The 26,571-nt window shown below is 70.4% G+C and carries 25 protein-coding genes; 16 read left to right on the forward strand and 9 right to left on the reverse strand.

Annotated elements, in window-relative coordinates; genetic code table 11:
• Positions 1-9: 9 nt before the first annotated feature.
• From ACX1D3_RS07320 to ACX1D3_RS07360, 9 genes are all read left to right on the forward strand, one after another.
• Positions 10-1,764 (forward strand): ABC transporter ATP-binding protein, encoded by a 1,755-nt coding sequence (locus ACX1D3_RS07320; RefSeq protein ID WP_458996323.1) that lies wholly within the window; start codon positions 10-12, stop codon positions 1,762-1,764.
• A gap of 1 nt (position 1,765) precedes the next feature.
• Complete coding sequence (locus tag ACX1D3_RS07325) at positions 1,766-2,245, forward strand: NUDIX hydrolase (protein ID WP_458996324.1); 480 nt, start codon at positions 1,766-1,768, stop codon at positions 2,243-2,245.
• A complete protein-coding gene (locus tag ACX1D3_RS07330; RefSeq protein ID WP_458996325.1) occupies positions 2,242-3,369 on the forward strand; it encodes a THUMP-like domain-containing protein in 1,128 nt (375 codons plus the stop codon). The genes ACX1D3_RS07325 and ACX1D3_RS07330 overlap by 4 nt, the downstream gene beginning before the upstream one ends.
• Positions 3,370-3,539: 170 nt before the next feature.
• Positions 3,540-3,836, forward strand: a complete 297-nt coding sequence (groES, locus tag ACX1D3_RS07335) for a co-chaperone GroES (protein WP_068750747.1) — start codon at positions 3,540-3,542, stop codon at positions 3,834-3,836.
• Between the two features lie 10 nt (positions 3,837-3,846).
• Positions 3,847-5,430, forward strand: coding sequence for a chaperonin GroEL (gene groL / locus ACX1D3_RS07340; RefSeq protein WP_458996326.1), 1,584 nt, complete (start codon positions 3,847-3,849; stop codon positions 5,428-5,430).
• Between the two features lie 220 nt (positions 5,431-5,650).
• On the forward strand, positions 5,651-7,156 hold the full coding sequence (gene guaB, locus ACX1D3_RS07345; RefSeq protein ID WP_458996498.1) for an IMP dehydrogenase: 1,506 nt from the start codon (positions 5,651-5,653) through the stop codon (positions 7,154-7,156).
• Positions 7,157-7,176: 20 nt separating this feature from the next.
• Positions 7,177-8,277, forward strand: coding sequence for a GuaB3 family IMP dehydrogenase-related protein (locus ACX1D3_RS07350; RefSeq protein WP_458996327.1), 1,101 nt, complete (start codon positions 7,177-7,179; stop codon positions 8,275-8,277).
• 15 nt (positions 8,278-8,292) lie between these two features.
• The gene (locus ACX1D3_RS07355) at positions 8,293-8,586 is read left to right on the forward strand and encodes a chorismate mutase (protein ID WP_458996328.1); all 294 of its coding nucleotides are present in this window, start codon (positions 8,293-8,295) and stop codon (positions 8,584-8,586) included.
• Positions 8,587-8,590: 4 nt separating this feature from the next.
• Entirely contained in the window at positions 8,591-9,769 is a 1,179-nt protein-coding gene (locus ACX1D3_RS07360) for an NAD(P)/FAD-dependent oxidoreductase (protein WP_458996329.1), read from the forward strand.
• Here the strand turns inward: ACX1D3_RS07360 and ACX1D3_RS07365 are convergent.
• Both ACX1D3_RS07365 and cysK read right to left on the reverse strand, forming a co-directional pair.
• Entirely contained in the window at positions 9,759-10,595 is an 837-nt protein-coding gene (locus tag ACX1D3_RS07365; RefSeq protein WP_458996330.1) for an NAD-dependent epimerase/dehydratase family protein, read from the reverse strand. The two genes, ACX1D3_RS07360 and ACX1D3_RS07365, sit on opposite strands and share 11 nt — an antisense overlap.
• 70 nt (positions 10,596-10,665) lie before the next feature.
• The gene (gene cysK, locus ACX1D3_RS07370; protein ID WP_458996331.1) at positions 10,666-11,595 is read right to left on the reverse strand and encodes a cysteine synthase A; all 930 of its coding nucleotides are present in this window, start codon (positions 11,593-11,595) and stop codon (positions 10,666-10,668) included.
• 86 nt (positions 11,596-11,681) lie between these two features.
• Between cysK and guaA the strand changes: the two genes are divergently transcribed.
• Positions 11,682-13,235, forward strand: coding sequence for a glutamine-hydrolyzing GMP synthase (gene guaA, locus ACX1D3_RS07375; RefSeq protein WP_458996332.1), 1,554 nt, complete (start codon positions 11,682-11,684; stop codon positions 13,233-13,235).
• A 9-nt stretch (positions 13,236-13,244) separates the two neighbouring features.
• On the opposite strand, the gene ACX1D3_RS07380 is transcribed toward guaA, so the two are convergent.
• Genes ACX1D3_RS07380 through ACX1D3_RS07390 form a run of 3 tightly spaced genes read right to left on the reverse strand, consistent with a single transcriptional unit; the run spans position 13,245 to position 14,832 of the window.
• Entirely contained in the window at positions 13,245-13,517 is a 273-nt protein-coding gene (locus tag ACX1D3_RS07380; RefSeq protein ID WP_458996333.1) for a PspC domain-containing protein, read from the reverse strand.
• Positions 13,514-13,711, reverse strand: coding sequence for a hypothetical protein (locus tag ACX1D3_RS07385; protein ID WP_458996334.1), 198 nt, complete (start codon positions 13,709-13,711; stop codon positions 13,514-13,516). The genes ACX1D3_RS07380 and ACX1D3_RS07385 overlap by 4 nt, the downstream gene beginning before the upstream one ends.
• On the reverse strand, positions 13,708-14,832 hold the full coding sequence (locus tag ACX1D3_RS07390; protein ID WP_458996335.1) for a PspC domain-containing protein: 1,125 nt from the start codon (positions 14,830-14,832) through the stop codon (positions 13,708-13,710). The genes ACX1D3_RS07385 and ACX1D3_RS07390 overlap by 4 nt, the downstream gene beginning before the upstream one ends.
• Before the next feature lie 136 nt (positions 14,833-14,968).
• Between ACX1D3_RS07390 and ACX1D3_RS07395 the strand changes: the two genes are divergently transcribed.
• Both ACX1D3_RS07395 and ACX1D3_RS07400 read left to right on the forward strand, forming a co-directional pair.
• A complete protein-coding gene (locus tag ACX1D3_RS07395) occupies positions 14,969-16,219 on the forward strand; it encodes an ATP-binding protein (RefSeq protein WP_458996336.1) in 1,251 nt (416 codons plus the stop codon).
• Positions 16,216-16,875, forward strand: a complete 660-nt coding sequence (locus tag ACX1D3_RS07400) for a LuxR C-terminal-related transcriptional regulator (protein ID WP_458996337.1) — start codon at positions 16,216-16,218, stop codon at positions 16,873-16,875. The genes ACX1D3_RS07395 and ACX1D3_RS07400 overlap by 4 nt, the downstream gene beginning before the upstream one ends.
• Before the next feature lie 77 nt (positions 16,876-16,952).
• Here ACX1D3_RS07400 and ACX1D3_RS07405 read toward each other — a convergent pair whose 3' ends face one another.
• The gene (locus tag ACX1D3_RS07405) at positions 16,953-17,225 is read right to left on the reverse strand and encodes a GlsB/YeaQ/YmgE family stress response membrane protein (protein WP_458996338.1); all 273 of its coding nucleotides are present in this window, start codon (positions 17,223-17,225) and stop codon (positions 16,953-16,955) included.
• Positions 17,226-17,332: 107 nt separating this feature from the next.
• On the opposite strand from ACX1D3_RS07405, the gene ACX1D3_RS07410 reads away from it, so the two are divergent.
• Positions 17,333-17,674: a hypothetical protein gene (locus tag ACX1D3_RS07410; protein WP_458996339.1), complete on the forward strand. Its 342-nt coding sequence runs from the start codon at positions 17,333-17,335 to the stop codon at positions 17,672-17,674.
• Between the two features lie 4 nt (positions 17,675-17,678).
• On the opposite strand, the gene ACX1D3_RS07415 is transcribed toward ACX1D3_RS07410, so the two are convergent.
• Positions 17,679-18,911, reverse strand: a complete 1,233-nt coding sequence (locus ACX1D3_RS07415) for a phospholipase D-like domain-containing protein (RefSeq protein ID WP_458996340.1) — start codon at positions 18,909-18,911, stop codon at positions 17,679-17,681.
• 58 nt (positions 18,912-18,969) lie between these two features.
• Here ACX1D3_RS07415 and pcrA point away from each other — a divergent pair, with 58 nt between their 5' ends.
• Positions 18,970-21,390: a DNA helicase PcrA gene (gene pcrA, locus ACX1D3_RS07420; RefSeq protein ID WP_458996341.1), complete on the forward strand. Its 2,421-nt coding sequence runs from the start codon at positions 18,970-18,972 to the stop codon at positions 21,388-21,390.
• Between the two features lie 16 nt (positions 21,391-21,406).
• Here pcrA and ACX1D3_RS07425 read toward each other — a convergent pair whose 3' ends face one another.
• Positions 21,407-22,411 carry a M23 family metallopeptidase gene (locus ACX1D3_RS07425; RefSeq protein WP_458996342.1) on the reverse strand — a complete coding sequence of 335 codons (1,005 nt, stop codon included), beginning with the start codon at positions 22,409-22,411 and terminating at the stop codon, positions 21,407-21,409.
• A gap of 375 nt (positions 22,412-22,786) precedes the next feature.
• Here ACX1D3_RS07425 and sucC point away from each other — a divergent pair, with 375 nt between their 5' ends.
• Both sucC and sucD read left to right on the forward strand, forming a co-directional pair.
• Positions 22,787-23,962 (forward strand): ADP-forming succinate--CoA ligase subunit beta, encoded by a 1,176-nt coding sequence (gene sucC, locus ACX1D3_RS07430; protein WP_458996343.1) that lies wholly within the window; start codon positions 22,787-22,789, stop codon positions 23,960-23,962.
• 7 nt (positions 23,963-23,969) lie between these two features.
• A complete protein-coding gene (sucD, locus tag ACX1D3_RS07435; RefSeq protein ID WP_458996344.1) occupies positions 23,970-24,866 on the forward strand; it encodes a succinate--CoA ligase subunit alpha in 897 nt (298 codons plus the stop codon).
• A gap of 16 nt (positions 24,867-24,882) precedes the next feature.
• Here the strand turns inward: sucD and ACX1D3_RS07440 are convergent, their stop codons facing one another.
• A complete protein-coding gene (locus ACX1D3_RS07440) occupies positions 24,883-26,487 on the reverse strand; it encodes a hypothetical protein (RefSeq protein WP_458996345.1) in 1,605 nt (534 codons plus the stop codon).
• Positions 26,488-26,571 lie beyond the last annotated feature (84 nt).

The raw sequence follows: 26,571 nt of genomic DNA on the forward strand, positions 1-26,571 counted from the left end.
AGCACCGCCATGACCACCACCCCCCGCTTCACCGGTGAGAACCCGGTGCTGAAGTTCGACCAGCTCGACGTCACGTTCCGCACCGAGTTCGGCTCGGTCCACGCCGTCAAGGGCATCACGCTGAGTGTGGAGCCCGGCGAGGTGATGGCCCGCGTCGGCGAGTCCGGCTCGGGCAAGTCCGTCACCGCCACGACCGCGCTGGGCCTGCTGCCGAAGACGGCGCGGATCCAGGGCGACACCCTCGTCACCGATCAGAGCGTCGGGAAGCTGGCCGGGCGGCAGCTGCGCTCGCTGCGCGGCAACCGCGTCGCCATGGTGTTCCAGGAGCCGATGACGGCGCTGAACCCGGTGATCAAGATCGGCGAGCAGCTGACCGAGTCCATGGAGGTGCACGGCGTGGCCTTCGGCCGCGACGCCTGGGGGCGCGCGGTCGACCTGCTCAACGCCGTCGGCATCCCCAACGCGGAGCGCCGCGCGAACCAGTTCCCGCACGAGCTCTCGGGCGGCATGCGTCAGCGCGTGGTCATCGCCATGGCCCTGGCCTGCGACCCCGAGGTGATCATCGCCGACGAGCCCACCACCGCCCTCGACGTCACGGTGCAGGCGGAGATCCTCGACCTGCTGCGCTCGCTCAAGGACAAGCTCAACACCGGCATCCTGCTCATCACGCACAACATGGGCGTGGTGGCGGACATGGCCGACAACGTGGCCGTGATGTTCAAGGGCACCATCGTGGAGCGCGGCCCCGTCGAGCAGGTCCTGCTGCAGCCGCAGCACCCGTACACGAAGAGGCTGCTGGCGGCCGTCCCGCGGCTGGGGGAGGGCCACGGTCAGTTCGGCGTGGCGCCGCACCCGGTGGACCCCGCCTCCGAGGCGGCCCTCGACGTGCGCGATCTCGTCGTCGAGTACCACCGCGCGGGCAAGAAGCCGTTCCGCGCCGTCGACGGCGTGAGCTTCGACGTGCGCCGCGGCGAGATCGTCGGCCTCGTCGGGGAGTCCGGATCCGGCAAGTCCACCATCGGTCGCGCGCTGCTGGGCCTCATCCCGTCGAAGTCCGGGGAGGTCCGCGTGCTCGACCAGGACCTGCTGGCGCTCCGGGGAGCCGAGCTCAAGTCCCTGCGCAAGCGGATCGGCGTGATCTTCCAGGACCCGGCGGCCTCGCTCAACCCCCGGTTCCCGATCGGCGACGTCATCGCCGAGCCGATGAGCGTCCACAAGGTGGGCAACGCCAAGGAGCGCGAGGCCCGCGTGCACGAGCTCCTGGACGCCGTCCAGCTCCCGCGCACGGTGTACAACCGCTACCCGCACGAGCTCTCCGGCGGCCAGCGCCAGCGCGTCTCGATCGCGCGCGCGCTGTCGCTCAGCCCGGACCTGCTGGTGGCGGATGAGCCCACCTCCGCGCTCGACGTGTCGGTGCAGGCCTCGGTGCTGGCGATGTTCACCGAGCTGCAGCGCGACTTCGGGTTCGCCTGCCTGTTCATCTCCCACGACCTCGCCGTCATCGACTCGCTGGCCCACCGCGTCGTCGTCATGCAGTACGGCAAGATCGTGGAGAAGGGCGCCCGCGAGACGGTGCTGCTCGACCCTCAGGAGGAGTACACCAAGCGGCTGCTGGCAGCGGCGCCGGTGCCGGACCCGATCGAGCAGCGGCAGCGCCGCGAGGCGCGCTACGAGCTGCTGAAGTCGCTGGGCGACGAGGTGGTGGAACTGGACACCCGCGAGCTGGACTTCGACGACGTCCGGGGCACGCGCGCCACGTCCTGACATGCCGTACTCGCCGGAGCTGACGACGTTGGGCTACATCGTGAGCCCGGACCGCCGTCGAGTGCTGCTCGTCCACCGGGTCTCCCGTGCGCACGACGAGCAGCTCGGCAAGTTCAACGGGCTGGGCGGCAAGGTGGAACGCGACGAGGACGTGGTCGCGGCGATGCGGCGCGAGATCCGCGAGGAGGCGGGCGTCGAGGTGACGTCGATGCAGCTGCGCGGCACCGTGTCCTGGCCCGGTTTCAACGGCCGGGACGTGTTCGGGTTCGTGTTCCTCATCACGGGCATCGACGGCGAACCGTTCACCGAGAACCCTGAGGGCACACTGGCGTGGCACGACGTGGCCACCGTCATGGAGCTGCCGATGTGGGACGGGGACCGGCACTTCCTGCCCCTGGTCTTCGACGAGTCGGTGCCGCAGTTCCACGGCGTCCTGCCCTACGACGGCGGCCACAGCGTGGGCTGGCGGTACTCCTCGTGATCCCGCCCGCGCGGCTCGACGCCCTTGCGGCCGCCGCGCTGGAGCCGGACCCGTCGTCGCTGGGCGCGGCCGGCCGGTTGCGGGCCGCCTTCGGCCCCGAGGACGCGGCGTGGGCGCTCACGCAGGCGGCGCTGCGCCGTCGTGCCCGCGCCAAGTTCGCGCGCGCCGACGAGATGCTCTTCACCCACGACGGGCTCGAGCAGGCCACCCGGGACACGGTCCGCCGATGGCGGGCCGCGCGCTTCGCCGCCGCGGGGGTGGCGACGGTGTGGGATCTCGGCTGCGGCATCGGCGCCGACGCCATGGCGTTCGCCGAGGTGGGGCTGGAGGTGCACGCGGTGGACGCCGACCCGGCGACGGTCGAGGCGGCGTCGTGGAATCTGGCGCTCGTGGGGGCGGGGCCGGCTCAGGTGGCCCGGGCCGAGGAGTCGGCGGTACCCCGTGCGGACGGCGTGTTCCTGGATCCCGCCCGGCGCACGGCCCGCGGCCGCACGTGGCACGTGGCCGACTTCACCCCGCCCTGGCAGCTGGTGCTCGACCACCTGGCCTCACCCCGGTTCGTCTGCGTGAAGCTCGGGCCCGGCCTGCCCAAGGAGCTCATCCCCGGGGGCGTGCGCGCCACGTGGGTCAGCGACGGCGGTGACGTGGTGGAGGTGTCGCTGTGGAACCGGCTGCCCGAGGGTCGCTCGGCCGTGCTGCTCAGCGGCGGTGACGTGCTGGAGCTCACGGCCGCCGACGGCGCGCAGCCGCCCCCCGTCGACCGGCTGGGGGCCTACGTGTACGAGCCCGACGGCGCCGCCATCAGGGCCGGCCTGGTGGGGGAGGCGGTGCCGGGAGCATGGCTGCTCGACCCGCACGTGGCCTACCTGACCTCCGACAATCCGGTCGAGACGCCGTGGGCCACCCGGTTCCAGGTCCTCGACGTGCTCGACTACTCGGTCAAGGCTCTCCGCGGCTACGTCCGGGAGCGGGGCATCGGCACCCTGGAGATCAAGAAGAGGGCGATCGACGTCGACCCCGCCGCCCTGCGGCGCGAGCTGCGGCCGAAGGGGAGCGCGGCCGCGACGATCATCCTCGCGCGTACTCCCGGTGGCACGAAGGCGATCGTCGCGCGTCGGGGATGACCCGACTCTGGCACTCGGCTTGATTGAGTGCTAAACCCGGGATAACGTAAGTGCTGGCACTCGACGACGTCGGGTGCTAATGGTCGGACGGCACCCGCGACGACGCCCGGCCACTTCACACTGACCTACAAGCCGGCCCCCGGGTCGGATATGACAGAAAGGTGTTTGACGTGGCAACCACGATCAAGCCGCTTGAGGACCGTATCCTCATCCAGCCCCTTGAGGCCGTCCAGACCACCGCTTCCGGCCTTGTCATCCCCGACACCGCCAAGGAGAAGCCCCAGGAGGGCAAGGTCATCGCCACCGGCCCCGGCCGCATCGACGACAAGGGCAACCGCGTCCCCCTCGATGTCGCCGAGGGCGACGTCGTGATCTTCTCCAAGTACGGCGGCACCGAGGTCAAGTACGACGGCCAGGAGTACCTCCTGCTGAACGCCCGCGACATCCTCGCCGTCGTCAGCAAGTAAGGACCAGCACATGCCGAAGATTCTCGCTTTCGACGAGGAGGCCCGTCGCGCGCTCGAGCGCGGTGTGGACATCCTCGCCAACACCGTCAAGGTGACCCTCGGCCCCAAGGGCCGCTACGTGGTGCTCGACAAGAAGTGGGGCGCTCCGACCATCACCAACGACGGCGTGACCGTCGCCAAGGAGGTCGAGCTCGACGATCCCTACGAGGACCTGGGCGCGCAGCTCGCCAAGGAGGTCGCCACCAAGACCAACGACGTCGCCGGTGACGGCACCACGACGGCCACGGTGCTGGCGCAGGCCATGGTGCACGCCGGCCTCCGCTCGGTGACCGCCGGGGCCAACCCCATCGGCCTGAAGCGCGGCATGGACAAGGCCGTGGAGGCCGTCGTCGAGCGCCTGCGTGAGAACGCGCGCCCGGTGGACACCACTGCGGACATGGCTTCGGTGGCCACCATCTCCTCCCGCGACGAGCAGATCGGCGACCTGATCGCCGAGGCGTTCGACAAGGTGGGCAAGGACGGCGTCATCACGGTCGACGAGTCCAACACCATGGGCACCGAGCTCGAGTTCACCGAGGGCATGCAGTTCGACAAGGGCTACCTCTCGCCGTACTTCGTGACCGACGCGGACCGCATGGAGGCCATCCTCGAGGATCCCTACATCCTCATCCACAGCGGCAAGGTGTCGTCGATGAACGACCTGCTCCCGCTGCTGGAGAAGGTCATCGCCGCCAAGGGCACGCTCTTCATCGTGGCCGAGGACGTCGACGGGGAGGCCCTGTCCACCCTCGTGGTCAACAAGATCCGTGGCACCTTCACGTCGGTCGCGGTGAAGGCCCCGGCCTTCGGTGACCGCCGCAAGGCCATGCTCGAGGACATCGCGATCCTCACCGGCGGCCAGGTCGTCGCCCCCGAGGTCGGCCTCAAGCTCGACCAGGTTGGCCTGGAGGTGCTCGGCCGCGCTCGTCGCATCGTCGTCACCAAGGACAACACCACCATCGTCGACGGCGCCGGCGAGCACGCCGAGGTCAGCGGCCGCGTTGCGCAGCTGCAGGCCGAGATGGCCCGCACGGATTCCGACTGGGATCGGGAGAAGCTCCAGGAGCGGATCGCGAAGCTGGCCGGCGGCGTGTGCGTGATCAAGGTCGGCGCCGCCACAGAGGTGGAGCTGAAGGAGAAGAAGCACCGCATCGAGGACGCAGTGTCCGCGACGCGTGCGGCCATCGAGGAGGGCATCGTCGCCGGTGGCGGCTCGGCCCTCATCCACGCCGGCGCCGTCCTCAAGGGCCACCTGGGCCTCGAGGGCGACGAGAAGGCGGGCGTCGACGTGGTGGCCAAGGCCCTGCTCGAGCCGCTGCGCTGGATCGCCGAGAACGGCGGCGTCTCCGGCTACGTCATCACCACCAAGGTGGCGGAGATGGAGGTCGGCCACGGCTACAACGCCCGCACCGACGAGTACCAGAACCTCGTCGAGCACGGCGTCATCGACCCGGTGAAGGTGACGCGCTCCGCGCTCGCCAACGCCGCCTCGATCGCCTCGCTGCTGCTCACCACCGAGACCCTCGTGGTGGACAAGCGCGAGTCCGACGACTGAGTCGACTCCACGACGCACGGCGCCCCGGGGCATCCGGGGCGCCGTGCGTCGTTTCCGTGCGGGTCGCCCCCTGCTTGACGGGCTGACCCGCCCCGGGCCCGGCACTGACCGGACTCCGTGTTCACCACAGGCCGACGCCCGCCATTCTGACCCGCGACGGCTCCGGACTAGACTCGGGGTGCCAACCAACCCAGTGAGAGGTGTTCCGTTGCAAGACGAGCTGACCGGAGCCGGGGTTCCCGCGCCGTTCGCGGCGCTAGGGCTCACGTTCGACGACGTGCTGCTGCAGCCCAACCAGTCCGACATCATCCCCTCCCAGGTCAGTACCGGCACGCAGCTCACCCGCCGGGTGAGGCTCAACGTCCCGCTGGCGTCGGCCGCGATGGACACGGTCACCGAGTCCCGCATGGCCATCGCCATGGCCCGCGAGGGTGGGATCGGCATCCTGCACCGCAACCTGTCCATCGCCGACCAGGCGCAGATGGTGGACCAGGTGAAGCGCTCCGAGGCCGGGATGGTCAGCGACCCGATCACCGTCAGCCCCCAGGCGACCATCGGCGAGGTGGACGAGATCTGTGCCACCTACCGGATCTCCGGCACCCCCGTCGTCGAGGCGGACGGCACCCTGGTGGGCATCATCACCAACCGTGACATGCGCTTCGAGGACGATCCCTCCCGCCCCGTCGGCGAGGTCATGACCCGCATGCCCCTGGTCACCGCCCCCGTGGGCGTCTCCGGCGAGGAGGCGCTGGGGTTGCTGGCCCGGCACAAGGTGGAGAAGCTGCCCATCGTGGACGCCGACGGCAGGCTCAAGGGCCTCATCACCCTCAAGGACTTCGTCAAGGCGGACAAGTACCCCAACGCCGCCAAGGACGAGCAGGGCAGGCTCCGCGTGGGGGCGGCGGTGGGCTTCTTCGGCGACTCGTGGGAGCGGGCCATGGCGCTGGTCGAGCAGAGCGTTGACGTCATCATCGTCGACACGGCCCACGGCCACTCCAAGGGCGTCGTGGACATGATCAAGCGGCTCAAGGCCGAGCCCGCGGCAGCCGGCGTGGACATCATCGGCGGCAACGTGGCCACCTACGCTGGCGCGAAGGCGCTGGTGGAGGCAGGGGCCGACGGCGTCAAGGTGGGCGTGGGGCCGGGTTCCATCTGCACCACGCGCGTGGTGGCCGGCGTCGGCGTGCCACAGGTCACGGCCATCTACGACGCCGCCCGGGCCTGCCGCCCGTCGGGCGTGCCCGTCATCGGCGACGGTGGCCTCCAGTACTCCGGTGACATCGCCAAGGCCATCGTCGCCGGCGCGTCGTCGGTGATGCTCGGCTCGCTGCTCGCGGGCTGCGAGGAGAGCCCCGGCGAGCTGGTGTTCATCAACGGCAAGCAGTTCAAGAGCTACCGCGGCATGGGCTCCCTGGGCGCCATGGCGGCACGGGGGCGCAAGGCCTCGTACTCCAAGGACCGCTACTTCCAGGGCGACGTCACCTCGGACGACAAGCTGATCCCGGAGGGCATCGAGGGCCAGGTGGCATACCGGGGCCCGCTGTCTGCGGTCGCGTACCAGCTCGTGGGAGGGCTGCGCCAGTCCATGTTCTACTCGGGCGCCGGCTCCATCGCCGAGCTGCAGGAGCGTGGACGGTTCGTGCGCATCACGTCGGCGGGTCTGCGAGAATCTCACCCGCACGACATTCAGCTCACCGCCGAGGCACCCAACTACTGGTCGCGCTAAGCGCCAAGGAGATCTCCCCCATGTACGAGCTCGGACGCAGCAAGCGCGCCAGCCAGGCCTACTCCTTCGACGATGTGGCCATCGCGCCCGCCCGCCGCACCCGCGGCGAGGACGAGGTGGACCTCAGCTGGAAGATCGACGCGGTCACCTTCGGCATGCCCATCGTCGGCGCGCCCATGGACTCGGTCATGTCGCCGTCCACCGCCATCCGGATGGGCCAGCTCGGCGGGCTCGGCGTGCTGAACCTCGAGGGCCTCTGGACCCGCTACGAGGACCCGCAGGCGCAGTACGAGCGGATCACCCAGCAGTCGGACCAGGTGACGGCCACCAAGCGCCTGCAGGAGATCTACGCCGAGCCGGTCAAGGCGGAGCTGATCCGGGACCGGCTGGCCGAGATCCGCGCAGCCGGGGTCCCCGTCGCCGGCTCGCTGTCGCCCGCCCGCACCCTGGAGTTCGCCCCCGTCCTGGAGAAGGCCGGCATGGACTTCTTCGTAGTGCGGGGCACCACCGTCTCGGCCGAGCACGTGGGCGGTCAGGACACGCTCAACCTCAAGGAGTTCATCTACCGCTTCGACGTGCCGGTGCTCGTCGGCGGCGTCGCCACCTACCGCGCGGCGCTGCACCTGATGCGTTCCGGCGCCGCGGGCGTGCTGGTCGGCTTCGGCGGCGGCGCGACGCACACCACCGCGTCGGTGCTCGGCATCGAGGTGCCCATGGCCTCCGCGGTGGCGGACGTGGCCGAGGCGCGCCGCGACTACCTGGAGGAGTCAGGCGGCCGCTACGTGCACATCCTCGCCGACGGCGCGGTGGGGCGCTCGGGGGACATCGCCAAGGCCATCGCCTGCGGCGCGGACGCCGTCATGGTGGGCTCCCCGCTGGCCCGCGCCACGGAGGCCCCCGGCCGCGGCTGGCACTGGGGCAGCGAGGCGTGGCACGCGCGCCTCCCGCGCGGCGAGCGCTCGTTCTTCGAGCAGGTCGGCACGCTGGAAGAGGTCGTGCTTGGGCCGTCGCGGGTTCCGGACGGCACCATGAACCTGGCCGGCGGCCTGCGCAAGGCCATGGCGCTGACCGGATACACAGACCTCAAGTCCTTCCAGAGGATCGACCTGATCCTCCACTGAGCCCGAGGAGCGCCGATGGACGACGCACTGACCGAGCTGAAGCGCCTGCGCGGAAGCATCGACAACATGGACTCCGCCCTCATCCACCTGCTGGCCGAGCGCTTCAAGGTCACGCAACGGGTGGGGGAGCTCAAGGCCCGGGCGGGCCTGCCCGCCGCGGACACGGTGCGTGAGGCGCAGCAGATCGCGCGCCTCCGCGCGCTCGCGGTCGACGCCGACCTCGACCCGGAACTGGCCGAGAAGTTCCTCACCTTCATCGTCGCCGAGGTGGTCCGCCACCACGACAAGATCGCGCGCGGGGAGGGCTGAGCCCGTGTCCAGGATCATCGTCGTCGGCGCGGGGCTGGCCGGCCTCAGGGCCGCGGGGCTGCTTGTGGCCGCCGGCCGGGACGTCGCCGTGCTCGAGGCCTCCGAGGGCATCGGGGGGCGCGTCGCCACTGACGTGGTGGACGGGTTCCGCCTCGACCGCGGCTTCCAACTGCTCAACCCGCTCTACCCCGCGGCCCGTCGCGCGCTCGACATGGGCAGGCTGGACCTGCACCGCTTCGGCCGGGGGGCGGCGCTTCGCACCGAGGACGGCCTGTCCGTCCTGGCGGACCCCACCCGACACCCCACGCACGCGGCGGGCATGCTGCGCGGCCCGCTCACCGGCGCGGACCTCGGCGCCCTGGCCCGCTGGGTGCGGGCCTCCGGTGACCCCGACGCCACCCTCAGCGCATCGCTCGACGCTGCCGGGTTCTCGCCCGCAACCCGTCGCGTGGTGGAGCGGTTCTTCTCCGGGGTGACCCTGGACCCGTCCGGGAGTACGTCGTCGGGCCAGGTGCGGAGGCTGGCGGGCTTCTTCGCCCTCTCCACCCCGGGGGTCCCGGCTCAGGGCATGACGGCCGTGCCGCTGCAGCTCGCCGAGGCGCTCAAGGGTCGGATCCGGCTGGGCTCCCCGGTCACGGCGGTCGTCCCGGGGGCCGACGGGGTGTCGGTGAGCCTGGCGGACGGGTCCGAGGAGCGGGCGGACGCCGTGGTGCTCGCGGCGGGGCCGCCCGGAAACGCCGCGCTGCTCGGCCTCCCGGCGCCGGCCATGCTCGGCGTGACCACCTGGTGGTTCGGTGCCGACGAGGCGCCCACCAGGTCGCCCTTCCTGCACCTCGACCTGCGCGACGGCGCAAGGCTGGCCAACGCCTGCGTCCAGTCCAACGTCGTGCCGTCCTACGCCCCCGCCGGGCAGCACCTCATTCAGGCCAGCGCCGTGGGCGCCCACGGCCTGGACGACGCCGCCGCGGCCAGGGAGGCGGGCGACGTGCTCGGCGGCGACGCCGGGCGCTGGCGCCTGCTCCGGCGCCACGACATCGCGTCCGCGCTCCCCGCGATGCGGCCCGGGGCACACGCCCTGAAGCCCGTGCCCGCGGGGGTGGTGGTGGCCGACGACCTGCCGGGCGCCTCCATCCAGGACGCTCTCGCCTCGGGGGAGCGCGCCGCGCAGGCGCTCAGCCGCTGATCACCTCGTCGCGCCAGGAGTGCTTGGGGGCGAAGCCCATCTGCTCCTTCGCGGCCCGGTTGCTGAGCAGGGTGCCGAACTCGGCGACGCTGTCGGGCACCTCGAGGCCGGGGTGGATCGCCGCCAGAGCCTCGCGGCTGGGCATGTCCAGGATGATGTCGTCCGCGGCGATTACGAAGGCGTGCGAGCCGGACAGGCTGGCCGTGAGGGCGTCCTCGCAGGACTGGGCCACGTCCCGCGCGTCGATGTAGCCGAAGAGGTTCCAGCGGCGGGCCTCGGGATCCTTGGCGAACGCCGGCTGCTGGGCGTAGTCCTCCACCGTGAAGATGTTGGAGAGACGCAGCCCGATGAACGGGATGCCGGCCCACCGCGACACCTGCTCGGCCATCGTCTCGGTCATCACCTTCGACAACGAGTACGTCGAGTTGGGCAGGGGGTAGTGGTCCTCGTCGACGGGGACGTAGCGCACCTCGTCGAACGGCAGCCCCAGGGTGGTCTCGCTCGAGGCGTAGACCACGCGCTTGAGCCCGAGCTTCCACGCGGCCATGAAAACGTTGTTGTTCATGGCCATGTTGGCGTTGAGGGTGTGCGAGTCGGTGTGGATCCAGTCCGCCGGGATGTTGGCCAGGTGGATGACGGCGTCCGCGCCGGCGAGCACGTCCATCGCCTCGCCGAACTGGGTCAGGTCCGCCCGGTAGAACCTGCCCGTGTACCAGTCGGGGCGGCCGGCCACGTCCGTGGCGACGATCTCGTGGGCGGTGTCGACGAAGTGGCGGAGGGTGGCCTGGCCGGCTTTGCCGGAGGCCCCGGTGATGACGATGCGCATGGCGCCAGCTTAGTGAGGCGGGGACGCGGAAGGGGGCGCCCCGCACGCGGGACGCCCCCTTCCGGACGGGTCACTTCTCGAGCAGGCCCTCGAACAGGACGGTGGAGAGGTAGCGCTCGCCGAACGACGGGATGATCACCACGATGGTCTTACCGGCGTTCTCGGGGCGGGCCGCCACCTCGATGGCGGCGGACAGGGCCGCACCCGAGGACAGGCCCACGAGCAGGCCCTCCTCCTGGGCGGCGCGGCGCGCGTACTCGACGGCCTGGTCGATGTTGCGGGGGAGCACCTCGTCGATGACGGAGCGGTCAAGGATCTCCGGCACGAAGTTGGCGCCGATGCCCTGGATCTTGTGCGGGCCGGGCTGACCGCCCGACAGGATGGGGGACTCCTGCGGCTCCACGGCCACGATCTTCACCTCGGGCTTGCGCTCCTTGAGCACCTGGCCGACGCCGGTGATGGTGCCGCCGGTGCCGACGCCCGCGACGACGATGTCGACGGTGCCGTCGGTGTCGTTCCAGATCTCCTCGGCGGTGGTCTTGCGGTGGATCTCGACGTTGGCGGGGTTGGCGAACTGGCGGGCGAGCACGCCGCCGCGCTCGGCCGCGATCTCCTCGGCCTTCTCGACCGCGCCGCGCATGCCCTGCGGGCCGGGCGTCAGCACCAGCTCGGCCCCGTAGGCCTTGAGCAGGGCGCGCCGCTCCAGCGACATCGTCTCCGGCATGGTCAGCACCACCTTGTAGCCGCGCGCCGCGCCCACCATGGCCAGCGCGATGCCCGTGTTGCCGGAGGTGCCCTCGACGATGGTGCCGCCGGGCTGCAGCTGACCGGAGGCCTCCGCCGCGTCGATGATCGACACGCCGATGCGGTCCTTGACCGAGTTGGCCGGGTTGTAGAACTCGAGCTTGGCCAGCACGGTCGCGTTGTCGCCGGCGATGCGGTTGAGCTTCACCAGCGGCGTGCGGCCGATGAGCTGTGTCACGTCAGAGTAAATGTTCATGCCGTGGCCAACCTCGCCCACCCGTCGGATATTCCCGCGGGGCGGGCGGAAATGCATCACGGGCGAAAAGCAATAGACTCAGCCGCATGACTGCCCAGCACGAGAAGGTTCTCGTCGTCGACTTCGGGGCGCAGTACGCGCAGCTCATCGCGCGTCGCGTCCGCGAGGCATCCGTGTACTCCGAGATCGTCAGCTCCGCCCTCGACGCGGACGCCATCCTCGCGCAGCGCCCGGCCGCCATCATCCTCTCCGGCGGTCCGTCGTCGGTGTACGAGGAGGGGGCGCCGAAGCTGGACACCCGCATCCTCGAGGCCGGCATCCCGGTGCTGGGCATCTGCTACGGCTTCCAGGTGATGGCCGAGGCGCTGGGCGGCACCGTCGCCAAGACCGGTCAACGGGAGTACGGCCGGACCTCGCTGTCCATCCACGACGGCGGATGCCTGCTGGGGAGCCTGCCCAACACGCTGAACGTGTGGATGAGCCACGGGGACTCGGTCAGCCGCGCGCCGAAGGGCTTCCGCGTCCTCGCCCGCACCGCGGGCGCGCCCGTGGCGGCGTTCGAGGACCTCACCCGCAAGCTGGCGGGAGTGCAGTGGCACCCCGAGGTGCTGCACTCGCAGTGGGGCCAGCAGGTGCTGGAGCACTTCCTGTTCAACATCGCCGATCTCTCCCCGGACTGGACCGCCGAGAACATGGTCACCGAGAGCATCGACGCGGTGCGCGCGAAGGTCGGTGACCGGCGGGTGCTGTGCGGCCTGTCGGGCGGGGTGGACTCCGCCGTCGCGGCCGCGCTGGTCCAGCGGGCCGTCGGCTCTCAGCTCACGTGCGTCTTCGTCGACCACGGGCTGCTGCGCGAGGGCGAGGCCGAGCAGGTGAAGCAGGACTTCGTGGCCGCCACCGGCGTGGACCTGGTCGTCGCCGACGAGCGGGACCGGTTCCTCGGTGCGCTGGCCGGCGTGACGGATCCGGAGGAGAAGCGCAAGATCATCGGGCGGGAGTTCATCCGCACGTTCGAGGCCGCGGCGCGGGACCTGGCCGGCGACCGGGGGGTGGACTTCCTCGTGCAGGGCACGCTGTACCCGGACGTGGTGGAGTCCGGCGGCGGTGAGGGCACCGCCAACATCAAGAGCCACCACAACGTGGGCGGCCTCCCCGACGACCTCCAGTTCACCCTGATCGAGCCGCTGCGCCAGATGTTCAAGGACGAGGTGCGCGCGGTGGGGGAGCAGCTGGGGCTGCCGGAGGAGATGGTCTGGAGGCACCCGTTCCCCGGCCCGGGGCTGGCCATCCGCATCATCGGTGAGGTCACCGAGCACCGGCTGGAGATCCTGCGCCAGGCGGACGCGATCGCCCGCCACGAACTGGCCGAGGCCAAGCTCGAGCGGGCGATCTGGCAGTTCCCCGTGGTGCTCCTCGCGGACGTCAGGTCCGTCGGGGTGCAGGGGGATGGGCGCACGTACGGCCACCCCATCGTGCTGCGGCCCGTGGTCTCGGACGACGCCATGACCGCGGACTGGGCCCGGCTGCCCTACGAGGTGATCGAGAAGATCTCCTCGCGGATCACCAACGAATGCCCCGAGGTCAACCGGGTGGTCGTCGACGTCACGAGCAAGCCGCCGGGCACCATCGAGTGGGAGTAGCCTCCCGGCTCAGATGTTGTACGGGGGCTCCTTGGGGCCGTCGTTCTTGCGGGTGTCGTACCACTGGCGGGCCTTGTCGAACCCTTCCTCCGCCAGCGAGCCGCCCTCGTCCTTGGGCATGACGGCCCACAGGATCAGGTAGGCCAGGATGCCGCTGCCGCCGAAGACGGCGATCAGGACGAAGGCGATCCGGACGATCGTCACATCCAGGTTGAGGTAGCGCGCGATGCCTGCGCAGACGCCGCCGATCATGGCGCCGGTGCTGGGACGGGTGAGCTTCATGGGAGTTCCTTTCGGGAATTCGTGCGGCCGCGGGAGGAGAGGAGACCGATCGTGCCTGCGGCCACGAGGATGACGGCGAGGATCGGTTGGACGAAGGGCGCCGAGAGGCTCGGCGCGACGATCAGCACGATCCCGAAGCCGACGGCGGCGAGGCCGACGGCCAGGGCGGCCAGATCGAGGGGTGGGCGGTTCATGCTCTCTCCTCCAGTGTGACCGCCGAAAGCGTCGCGTCAACCGTGACGGCGAAATCGAGCGGCGCGGCGGTGGAGTTGCCGGTATCGACGCTCACGTCGCTGAGCAGTTCGTTGGTGGTCACGGAGAGCGGCGGGCCGGGGAGGAGGACGGTGACGTCCGAGGCGATGGCCTCGATGCGCACCTCGTCGATGCCCGCGAGGTCTTCGGTGCGGAGGTCGATGACCCGCTCGTCGGCGACGGTTCTGATCGTCATGACGGCCGCGTCTGGCTGCGTCGCGTCGGACGGCCACGCGGCGCGCGGCGCCAGCCAGCCGGCGGCGATCGTCGCGACGACCAGTCCCACCAGCAGCGGGCGTGGCACCCGCCTGGTCCTGGCCACGGCGGCGTACAGCGCCGTGAGCGCGCCGGCGGCGATCAGCGCCGAGCCGAGGCCCAGCATGGGGCTTCCCAGGACGAGCACCCCGACCGCGGCCGCCGCCGCGCTCACGCCCAGGATGCCGACGCCGATCGCCCAGGCCGCCTTGGGCCGCGGGGGGCTGGGGCGTGTCGCGGCCGGCTCGGGCGAGTAGAGGTCGACGACCGGGAGCGGTTCAGGTGCACGCGCGGTGCCCGCAACAGAGGTCATCCGGAGGCGCCACTGCGCCACCAGCTCCTCGTCGGTCGCCACGGCGGGCGCTTGCGTCGGGGCCGGCGCGGTGGATGGACGGACCCAGGCACCCGCGGGCCTGCCCCGCCGCGCCAGGACGAAGAGCGCGACCAGGATCACGCCAGGCCCCCAGGGGAGCGGGGTGACGGAGCTGACCAGGCCGACAGCAGCGAGCGACGTCAGGATGACCGCCGCCTTCTGCGCCGTGGGGCTCCAGCCGTCGAAGGAGGGCAGCAGGGAGTGGATGGGGCGGACCCCGGAGGCGCCGCGGGTCAGCGCCGTACCCCAGGCGTAGAGCGCGACACCGAGCCCTCCGCTGAGAGCCAGCAGGGCGAACGCCACCCGGACCAGCACCACGTCGATGCCCATGCGCGTCGCGATGGCGCGGCACAGGCCGGAGCCCATTCCCGACTCCTGGCGCTGCAACGCGCCAAGGCCCGGATCGAGCCACCCCAGATCAAGCTCAGTGGACATGCCACCAGTCTCCCGGCACGATGACCTTCCTTCCATCGGGTGACCCCCTGAGGGGCACCTGAGATGGGGCCCTGACAACCCTGGAAAGAGCCCGGATGCCTGGCCCGTCCCGTCCGGGCGTGTCAGGCTGGGTGGCATGACACAGCTGCCGGTACCGACCGCGCCCGCGCGCGCGCCGCTGCGCCGTCAGCCTGAGGGCCGGGTGATCGCCGGTGTGGCCTCCGGACTGGCGGGGCATCTGGGCGTGAAGGTGGCCCACGTCCGCCTCGCGTTCCTGGTCCTGTCCCTGTTCTCCGGGGCGGGAGTGCTGGCCTACGGCGCGCTCTGGGTCCTCATGCCCCGTGGAGCCGTCGGGGATGAGGCGGTCGGCCTGGAGGCGGCCTCCCGGACCGGGATGCGCCCCAGGCGCCTCGAGCAGCCGGCCATGGCGGACTCGGGGCTTCTGGTCGCCGGGGGGATGACGGTCGTCGGGCTCCTGTGGCTGTTCGTCTCGGGCGGGGTGATCCCGACCGGGTTGTTCTGGCCCATGGTCATCGGCGGCACCGGCGTCATCGTGATCTGGCTGCAGGTCGATGAGCGCGTCACCCCGCGCACCGCGCGCGCGGGCCTGTGGGCCCGCGTCACCCGAGGGGGCGGCGTGATGAGCGTGGTGCGGCTCGTCGGCGGCCTGCTGCTGGTGGGTGCCGGCACCAGCTGGATCCTCGCCACGCAGGTGGGCCTGGCCCAGCTGCCGGGCGTGCTGGGGGCCTCCGGAGTGCTCCTCGCCGGCCTGCTGGTGGTCGCGGCGCCCTGGCTCTACCAGCAGCGCGGCCGCCTGCGGCAGGCCGACGCCGAGAGGCTGCGCGCGGAGGCGCGCGCAGACATGGCGGCCCACCTGCACGACTCGGTCCTCCAGACCCTGGCGCTCATCCAGCGGCAGGCCACCGACGCGCCGACGGTGGCCGCCCTCGCGAGGCGCCAGGAACGCGAGCTGCGCACGTGGCTGTACGGCGAGTCCACCCGCGCCTCGTCGCTGCGTTCGGCGCTGAGGGAGGTGGTGGCCGACGTCGAGGCGGACTTCCCCGTCGACGTGGAGTTGGTGTGCGTGGGCGACGCGGAGGTCAACGACCGAGTCGAGGCGTTGGTGCTGGCCGTGGGGGAGGCGGTGACGAACGCCGCCAAGCACTCGGGGGCCTCGCGGGTCGACGTCTACGCCGAGGTGGACGAGGGACTCATCGAGGTCTTCGTCCGTGACCGGGGCAAGGGCTTCGACCCCGAGGCCGTTCCAGAAGGCCGGATGGGCGTGCGAGAATCGATCCGGGCCCGGATGGAACGCTACGGGGGCAGCGCCACCATCCGCTCCCGGCCCGATGAGGGCACCGAGGTGAAGGTGGAGATCAGAGGATGAGCGAGACTGCCGGAGAGCAACCGCTGCGGGTGGTGATCGTCGACGACCACGCCATGTTCCGGGCTGGGGTCCGCCACGAGATCGGCCCACACTGCGAGGTGGTCGGCGAAGGGGAGGACGTCCCCAGCGCCGTGGAGGCCATCGTGCGCACCGCCCCTGACGTCGTGCTCCTTGACGTGCACCTGCCCGGCGGGGGCGGGGCCGAGGTGATCAGGCAGGTGCTGCCGCTCAGCCCACAGGTGAAGTTCCTCGCGCTCTCGGTCTCGGATGCCGCGCAGGACGTGATCGGGGTGATCCGGGCAGGGGCTCGGGGCTATGTGACCAAGTCGATCAGCTCCGACGAGCTTCTCGAGGGGATGACGCGCGTGGCGGCCGGTGACGCGGTGTTCTCGCCGCGCCTGGCCGGCTTCGTTCTGGACGCCTTCTCCGGCGCGGTCGACATGTCGAGCATCGACGAGGAACTGGACCGGCTGAGCACACGGGAACGGGAGGTGCTGAAGCTGATCGCCCGGGGATATTCGTACAAGGAGGTCGCGCGGGAACTCTTCATCTCGATCAAGACCGTGGAGACCCATGTCTCTTCCGTCCTGCGCAAACTGCAGTTGTCAAATCGCCATCAACTGACCAAGTGGGCCACCGATCGGCACCTGATCTGAATCTGAAGAAAACACCAGGAAAAAAGGGGCGGTGCCGGAATGAATCCGGCACCGCCCCTTTGATTGAGCTGAGGCGATCAGGCCTTGCGCTTCTGCATCCAGCCGTAGACGAGGAGCACGATGATTGCTCCCACCACCGAAGTGACGAGTCCGCCGATGGAGAAGGTGGGTCCGGTCAGATCCAGCTTCCCCTCGAAGATCAGCGAGCCCAGGAGCCCGCCGACGAAAGCGCCGATAATGCCGAGAAGCATGGTGGCGACCCAGCCCCCGCCCTGGCGGCCGGGGAGGATGGCCTTGGCGATGGCCCCGCCGAGGAGGCCGATGACGATGTAAGCAATGATTGTTCCCATATGTCCAGCATGCACCACAGGGCCCGGATCGACAACTCCCCGCCCATTTGTTCCGGGTGAACTCGGGGCAAATTCAGGTATTACCCCAGGTGGGATAGCCTCGTGTCATGGAATTGATTCATGGCCTGCTTGTTCTACTACATCTTGTCGGTTTCGCCGCCTTGTTCGGTGGTGCCTTTGTCCAGATCAAGGGTCCCACCCGCCTCGTCAACGCGGCAATGGTCCACGGCTCGCTGACCCAGCTGGTCACCGGTGTCCTGCTGGTCGGCCTGGCCGAAATGGGTGAGGATCCGGTCAACCACGTCAAGGTGGGTGTGAAGCTGGCGGTGCTCGTGGTCATCGCGGTGCTGGTGTTCATGAACCGTCGCAAGGAGGCGCTCCCGGACGGCCAGTTCTGGGCCATCCTCGGCCTCACCCTGGCCAACGCCGCCGTCGCGGTCCTCGTCTGACCTCTCAGAAGAGAGGTCGCCAGGGGCTCAGGAACATCTCCGTGCCCTTGGCGACGAGCGACCGCGCGCGCCAGCGCTCCTCGCTCACCTCGATGCAGTTCGACTCGTCGGTGAGGAAGACATCCTCCATGTAGGCGGCCACGGCCTCGTCGGTGATCTCCAGGTTGACCTCGTAGTTGCCGAGGAGGCTGAGCCTGTCGAGGTTGGCGGTGCCGATCGTCGACCACTTCCCGTCGATGGTGGCCGTCTTCGAGTGCACCATGGCCCCCTGGTAGAGGAACAGCCTGATGCCCGAGTGCAGGAGCTCGGTGTAGAAGCCGCGCGACAACCAGTCGGCGACCACGTGGTTCGAGCGCGCCGGCACGATGATGCGCACGTCCACGCCGCGCCGCACCGCGTCGCGCAGGGCTCCCACGAGGTCGTCGTCCGGGATGAGATAGGCGTGGGTGAGCCAGATGTGGTGGCTGGCCCGGTCGATGGCCTCGAGGTACATGTTGCGGATGGGATAGACCTGGATCCGGGGCGTGTTGCGGTGCACGCGGACGGTGGGCTCCCACTCGCGCGGGGTCTCCAGCTCGATCCGGTCCCGGACCTTGCTGGGGTGCATGTTCCAGAAGTCGACGAACGCGTTCTCCAGCTCGGCGACGCCCTCCCCGACGACCCTTGCGTGCGTGTCGCGCCACCCCGTGGCGTACAGCGAGCCGATGTTGTACCCGCCGATGAACCCGATCCGGCCGTCGACGGTGAGGAGCTTGCGGTGGTCCCGGCCCCAGCTGCGGGGAGACCAGGGCAGCGGGAACGCCGGGTGCGGCATGGTGTTGATGGTGGCCGGGATGGCGCGGTAGAACCTGCGCGGCACCACCATGTTGGCGAACTCGTCCCACACGACGTACACCCGCACGCCGCGCTCGGCCGCCCTCGCCAGGGCGCTGCGGAAGCGGACGCCTTCGGCGTCGCCCTTCCAGATGTAGGTCTCGAAGAACACGTGGTCCTCGGCCCCGTCGATGGCCTCGATCATGGCGTCGAAGACGTGCTCGCCGTAGGTGTAGACCGTCACCTCGTCGCCCGAGACGTCGATGGGCTCGGGCCTGGTGATGGGGAACTTGCGGAGCTTGCGCTTCTTCTTCCGCAGGGACTCCACGAGCGTGAGGGCAACCATGGAGAGGATCTGGAGCAGCAGCACGGCAGTGGTGAGGCGGCCGAGGATGACCCTCCCCCGTGCAAAGGCGTCACGCATGCCCGCCAGCATATCGGCGGGGGCGGGCGCCGGGCGGACGGTAGTCTTGGCCGCTGACATGAGTGACTCACTGTTCCCCGATCTGTTCGCCGTCTTCCAACCCGACGAGCCGCCCCGCGAGCGCTCCGGCGAGGAGCGCCCCCAGAGGCATGCCTCGGCCAGGAAGGTCAGCGAGGAACAGCTGCTGGAGGGGCTCAACCCGCCACAGCGTGAGGCCGTGCTCCACGCCGGTTCCCCGGTGCTGGTGGTGGCCGGGGCCGGATCGGGCAAGACCCGGGTGCTGACCCGCAGGATTGCGCACCTGGTGTCTCAACGCGACGTGCATCCCGGATCCATCCTGGCCATCACGTTCACCAACAAGGCCGCCGCGGAGATGCGCGAACGCGTGGTGGAGCTGGTGGGCAACCGGGCCAAGCTCATGTGGGTCTCGACGTTCCATTCGGCGTGCGTGCGCATCCTGCGGCAGGACATCGACCGCTTCGGCATCAGCAAGACCTTCTCGATCTACGACGACACCGATTCGAAGCGCCTCATGTCGCTGGTGTGCCGCGACCAGGAGCTCGACCCGAAGAGATACCCGGTGCGCGCGGTGATGAACGCCGTCAGCAACTTCAAGAACGAGCTGATCGACTACGAGAGGGCCTCGCTGGAGGCGGCCTCCCCGCCTCAGAAGGTGTACGCCGCGGCCTACGCCGACTACCAGTCGAGGCTGGTCGCGGCCAACGCGCTGGACTTCGACGACCTCATCATGACCGCCGTGCACCTCTTCCAGGCCTTCCCGGACGTGCGCGAGAAGTACCGCCGCCGGTTCAGGCACGTGCTGGTCGACGAGTACCAGGACACCAACCACGCCCAGTACGCGCTGGTGCGGGAGCTGTGCGCGGGCGACGTGGCCGGCGTGGTGGAGGGCTCGCCGCTGGTCGAGCCGGCCGAGCTGATGGTGGTGGGGGACTCGGACCAGTCCATCTACGCCTTCCGCGGGGCCACCATCCGCAACATCATGGACTTCGAGGCGGACTTCCCCGGCGCCCGCACCGTGGTGCTCGACCAGAACTACCGGTCCACGCAGAACGTGCTCACGGCCGCGAACTCGGTGATCGCCCGCAACGAGGGCCGCCGCGACAAGCGGCTGTGGTCGGACCTCGGAGAGGGTGAGCTCATCGTGGGCTGGGTCGCCGACACGGAGACCGACGAGGCGCAGTTCGTGGCCGACGAGATCGACAGGCTGAGCGACGCGGGCCAGTCGCAGTACGGCGACACCGCGGTGTTCTACCGCACCAACGCCCAGTCGCGTGCCTTCGAGGAGGTGTTCATCCGCGTCGGCATGCCCTACAAGGTGGTGGGCGGCGTGCGGTTCTACGAGCGCCGCGAGATCCGCGACGCCATCGGCTACCTCCGTGCCATCGTCAACCCCGCCGACGACGTCTCCATGCGGCGGATCCTCAACGTGCCCAAGCGCGGCATCGGGGACCGCGCGGTCGCGGCGGTCTCCACCCTCGCCTCGGCCGAGCGGATCAGCTTCTTCGACGCGCTGCAGCGTGCCGCCGAGGCCCCGGGCCTGGCGTCGAGGTCCGCCAAGCAGATCCAGGGCTTCGTCGACCTGATGAACCTGCACCGGGCCATGGTCGCTCAGGGCAGGCCGGCCGACGAGGTGCTGACCTCGATCCTCAAGCAGTCGGGCTACCTCCCCGAGCTGGAGGCGTCGACCGACCCGCAGGACCTCACCCGCATCGAGAACCTCATCGAACTGGTCTCCGTCGCGGCGGAGTTCGTGGCGGCGGCCAACACGGTCGACCTCGACGAGGGCGGCGTCGAGTCAGGGCTGGTGGCCGGAATGCCGGAGCCCGACGACTCGCTCGCGGCGTTCCTGGAGCGCATCGCGCTGGTCGCGGACTCCGATCAGGTCCCGGACCACGAGGAGGGCAAGGGCGTCGTGACGCTGATGACCCTGCACACGGCCAAGGGGCTGGAGTTCGACACGGTGTTCCTCACGGGCATGGAGGAGGGCATGTTCCCCCACATGCGCGCGCTGACAGACCCGGCCGAGCTGCAGGAGGAGCGACGGCTCGCCTACGTGGGGATCACCAGGGCACGCAAGCGCCTCTACCTCAGCCGATCGCAGGTGCGGGTGGTGTTCGGCGCGCCGCAGTACAACCCGCCGTCGCGGTTCTTCGAGGAGGTGCCGGCACACGTGCTGGACTGGCGTCGGACCGGGGCCGCGACCACGACGTGGGCCAGCTCGGCTGCCACCCGCAACCGGCAGACGTCCGCGTCGGTGCAGAGCTTCGGCTCAGGCACCGGGTCGGTGCGGACGGTGATGAGTGTCGCGGTGGACGACCGGGTGCTGCACGCCAGCTTCGGCATGGGCACGGTCCTGGCGGTGCACGGGGTGGGCGACGCCACGAAGGTGGACGTGGACTTCGGCTCGGCCGGTGCGAAGCGGCTCAGCCTCAAGCACGCCCCGATGGAGAAGCTCTAGAGCCTCGCCGGCCCGCTCAGCTGACGCCGAGCGACCGGAGGAAGGTCATCGGGTTAGAGGCCGAGTACACGTCGCCGGGGGTCACGCCGGGCTTGTAGTACTCGAAGTGCAGGTGGGCGCCGAAGGAGCGTCCGGTGGTGCCGACGTAGCCGATCAGCTGGCCGGGCTTCACGGTCTGGCCGGAGCTGACCACCTTGCGGCTCATGTGGGCGTACAGGGTGGATCCGCCGTTGCTGTGCTGGATGACCACGTTGATGCCCGCCCAGCCGCCGGCGGTGGGGCTGAGCACGACGCCCGCGGCCGCCGCGTAGATCGGGGTGCCGACGGGGGCGGGGAAGTCCTGGCCCGTGTGGTAGCGCGACCAGCTGCCGGTGGCGCCGAAGCCGGCGCCGATGCGGTAGTTGGACTTGACCGGCATCGAGCCGCCCTTGGTGGTGAGGTTGGTGACGTCCTCGGAGGTGAGGTTCGCCTTGCCGGCCGCTGCCGCGGCGGCGGCCTTCTTGGCCTCCTCCAGGCGCCTGGCGGCCTCCTCGGCCTCCTTCTTCAGCTTGGCGCTCTGGGCGGCGACCAGGGCGAGGTCCTCGTCCATGAGGCGCTGGCGCTCGGTGGAGCTGGTCATCCACTCGGCCTCGGCGGCGGACTCGACGGAGGCGCCGAGGGCGGCCTCGCGCTGCTTGGCGTTCTCGTCGGCGACGGCCTCGCTCAGGTTGGACCGCACGGCGGACCGGCTGACCTCCTGCGAGCGGTCGGCGAAGCCGGCGGCGGCCGCGGAGGCAGCGGCGGCGGGGACGGCCGCGTCGAGGGACTCACCGGCGGTGTCGACGTTGTCGCGCGAGGTGAAGGCAAAGGCGAACAGGGCGCTCACCGACAGCGCACCGGCCACGCCGAGCGCGAGGATGCGCCGGCTGACGGCGAAGCGGGGAGCGGTGGAGCGGCGGGCGGGGTGAGCGTCGATCTCGACAACGTCGTCGAACAGCTCTGCTGCGCGACGGGCGTTGCGCACTGAAGTGTCGTCGTTCACCGGGCTCCTCTGGATGTCTGGCGGCTTCCGTGAGAAACCTTAACAGTTCTCAGGATTCTCTCAAAATGAGCTCATGTTGTCCGCCCTGCGGACAACATGAGCCAGGTCGAGGAGGCCCGAGCCGACAGGCGAGGAGCCGTCACGAGACCACGCGAGGTGGTTCGTGGACCCTGCCCCTGGGCTACGGACAACATGAGCCAGGTCGAGGAGGCCCGAGCCGACAGGCGAGGAGCCGTCACGAGACCACGCGAGGTGGTTCGTGGACCCTACCCCTGGGCTGCGGACAACCACGCGAGGCGGTCTCCGGTCCCTTCCGCTCCCTCTGCCCGCCGGGTAGTCTGGCGGAGTTTGATCGACCAAACGAAAAGGACCAACGTGGATCTCCTGGAGTATCAAGCGCGCGATCTGTTCGAGAAGTTCGACGTCCCGGTCCTCCCCGGCCGCATCGCCACCACCCCTGAGGAGGCCCGCTCGGCCTACGCCGAGCTGGGGGCGGACCTCGTGGTGATCAAGGCGCAAGTTCGCACAGGCGGGCGTGGGAAGGCCGGCGGCGTGAAGCTGGCCCGGGGCGAGGAGGCCGTGGTGAAGACCGCCGGCGAGATCCTCGGCCTCGACATCAAAGGCCACATCGTCGAGACGGTGATGATCAGCCCCGGCGCCGACATCGCGGAGGAGTTCTACTTCTCCATCCTGCTCGACCGCACGGCCGGCGGATTCCTCGCCATGTGCAGCATCGAGGGCGGCATGGACATCGAGACCCTCGCCGTCGAACGCCCGGAGGCGCTGCTCAAGATGGAGCTCGACCCGGTCGAGGGGATCTCCGGGGCGGTGGCCCAGCGGATCGTCGCGGAGGCGGGCTTCCTCCCCGCCGACCACGCCGGGGTGATCGAGGTGCTGAAGAAGCTGTGGCGGGTCTTCAAGGAGTCCGACGCCACGCTCGTGGAGGTCAACCCTCTGGTCAGGACGGGCTCGGGGGACATCATCGCGCTGGACGGCAAGGTGACGCTGGACTCCAACGCGGACTTCCGGCATCCCGAGTGGGCGCAGTACCAGGACAGTACGGGGGACGTCGACCTTGAGCGCCAGGCCCGCGAGCTGGACCTCAACTACGTCAAGCTCGACGGCAGCATCGGCGTGATCGGCAACGGCGCGGGGCTCGTGATGAGCAGCCTCGACGTGGTGGCCGCCGCCGGCGCCGAGCTTCCCGGCAGGCCGCGCCCGGCCAACTTCCTCGACATCGGGGGCGGCGCCTCGGCCAGCGTGATGGCCAACGGCCTGCGCATCATCATGAGCGACCCGCAGGTCAAGAGCGTGTTCGTCAACATCTTCGGCGGGATCACCGCGTGCAGCGACGTGGCCAACGGCATCGTCAACGCGCTCGACATGCTCGGCGAGGAGGCCCGCCTCCCCATCGTGGTGCGTCTCGACGGCAACTCCGTCGACGTCGGCAAGGCGATCCTCGCCGAGGCGAGGCACCCCATGATCACGGTTAAGAACACCATGGACGAGGCGGCGCGCGCGGCGGCCCGCTTCGCCGCGGAAGGAATCTGAGGCAAGCATGTCGATCTACATCAACCAGTCTTCGCGCGTCCTCGTCCAGGGCATGACCGGCAAGGAAGGCCGCAAGCACACCCAGCGCATGATCATGTCCGGCACCCGCATCGTCGGCGGCGTGACCCCCGGCAAGGCGGGGGAGGCCGTCCTGTTCGAGGAGGACCCCGTGCCGGTGTTCGGATCCATGGTCGAGGCCGTTGCCGCGACGCACGCGGACGTGTCGGTGGTGTTCGTGCCCCCGAAGTTCGCCAAGGCGGCGGTCCTCGAGGCGATCGAGGCCGAGATCGGGCTGTGCGTGGTGATCACCGAGGGGATCCCGGTGCACGACTCGGTGGAGTTCCACCACGCCGCTCGCGGCTCGGCGACCAGGATCATCGGGCCCAACTGCCCGGGCCTGATCTCCCCCGGCAAGTCCAACGTGGGCATCATCCCCGCCCACATCTCCGGCCCGGGGCGCATCGGCCTGGTCTCCAAGTCCGGCACCCTGACCTATCAGATGATGTACGAGCTGCGGGACCACGGATTCTCCACGGCCGTCGGGATCGGTGGGGACCCGGTGGTGGGCACCCGCCACATCGACGTGCTGCAGGAGTTCGAGGAGGACCCTGACACCGACATCATCGTCATGATCGGCGAGATCGGCGGCGACGCCGAGGAGCGGGCCGCGGCATACATCGCAGATCACATCACCAAGCCCGTCGTCGGCTATGTGGCCGGATTCACCGCGCCGCCCGGCAAGACGATGGGCCACGCCGGCGCCATCATCACCGGGTCCTCCGGCACGGCGGCGGCGAAGAAGGAGGCGCTCGAGGCCGCCGGCGTCCTGGTGGGGGAGACCCCGTCGCTGACCGCCGCGCTGGCCCGCGACGCCATCGCGCACCTGCGGCACAGCCTGGTCTGAGTGCGGCCGGTGCGCGTCAGCCCTGGCTGGCGCGCACCGGGATCCGGGCGGCGAGCTCGGCGAGCTGGGCGTCCGTGTACTTGAACGCGTCCGTGACCGTCACGATGGTGTAGGCCACCCGGGTGCCGGCGGTGCTGACCAGCAGCTGGTAGGGGATCGCCGCGTTGTCCGCGGTGGCCTGCGTGACGCTGAAGATGCGCGTCGAGGTGGCCACGCCCCCCTCGCCGGTGCCCGCGACCGCAGGCAGCTCCGCGACCGTGGCGGTGTTGACGCGGTCCTTGCAGGTGGCGATGGCGTTGCCCAGCTTGGTGGAGAAGGCGGTGGCGGCCGCGGCGTCGGCGAAGACGAACCGCAGCGAGTCCAGGCCGAACGTGCTGGGGGCCTGATCATCCTGCGTCAGCAGATAGGTGGCCTGCTGCCTTTCGGTGGGGCCCGGCTCGCTGGCCAGCGTCATGTTCTCGCAGCCCATGCCTCCGCTCGTCAGGTCCGTGGGCTCCGAGGCGGTCCACCGCCCGGCGCCTCCCCGGACCCTGGCCAGGTCTGAGGGGATCAACCAGCCGTAGGGCTCGACGGGGGGCACGACGGCGGGTGTCGTGGTGACGGTCTCTGCGCACGTGGCGCCTTCGACGGTGCACAGAGCGGCCTGGGGCCGCGCCAGCGACGCGGCCACCAGCTCAGCCTCGAGCGGGCCGCTCGCACGCGTCAGGTCGAGGATCTGGACGGAGCTGCCCACGCGGGTCAGGAGCAGCGTGTGGAACTGCGCGGGAATGTCCTCGAACACCACGGAGATCTGGAACGACTCGTCCCCCAGACCCTCGACCGCGGTGGAACGCACGATCCGTGCCGGGATCTCGTCGCAGCTCGAGAGCGCGGCGGTCCGGTTGGCCACGACCTGCTGGGCGGCGGCCGGGGAGGCGTAGGTCTCGATCCGGTGCAGCGCCGCCAGCTGGTCCTCGTCCGAGGTGGCCAGGGTGCGCTGGAGGGAGGCGGTGGGATTCTGCTCGGCGTCCTCGGTGCTCAGGCAGGCCACCCGCCCCTCGTGCTCCGAGGCCTCCGTGGTGGTGCTGGTGACCGCCCAGGAGGCGGCCGGCGCGACACCAGCCAGGTCCTCGCCTGTGAGCAGATCGTCGACGGTGGCGGCCGGGACGGCCGTGGCGCTGCCCGAGGCGCTGGCAGTCACGTTCGGAGACGGGCTGGCCGGGTCCGTGGGCTGCCCCCCGCGCGAGACCGCGAAGGCGATGAGCCCCACCACGAGCGCGCCCACGACTCCTCCGACGATCCAGCGCGCGAGCCCTGGGCGTAGAGCCTGGGGCCGGGCCGCGGGGATGTACTCCTCGGCTCCGACGGGTGTGAGCGAGGACAGCGCGGAGCGCCGGGGGGCTGGGCTGGGGCTGTCGGCGTACTCGCCGGCGGAGTGGGGGAAGACCGGGGCAGGGATGGGCGTCTCGCCCAGGGGAGCGGCGGGCTCGTCCCCGAGTGCGAAGGCCGCCGGATCAGCGGCGGAGCCGCGTCGCGGGCGGAAGATGTCGTCGCCTGAGGTATCGTCCATGACCGTCGGGGAGGAGGTGTCCTCGTCGGGCTGCCAGGCCCTCCGGGGCCGACGCGGCTGATCATCAGGCATTCCCGGGTCACCTCCCATCGGTGTGCCACTGCGGCTTTCGTGGGGCCACCCTACCGCCGCCGACAAAGCACGCGTGGATCTAGA

The organism is Tessaracoccus yangjingae (assembly GCF_054483935.1).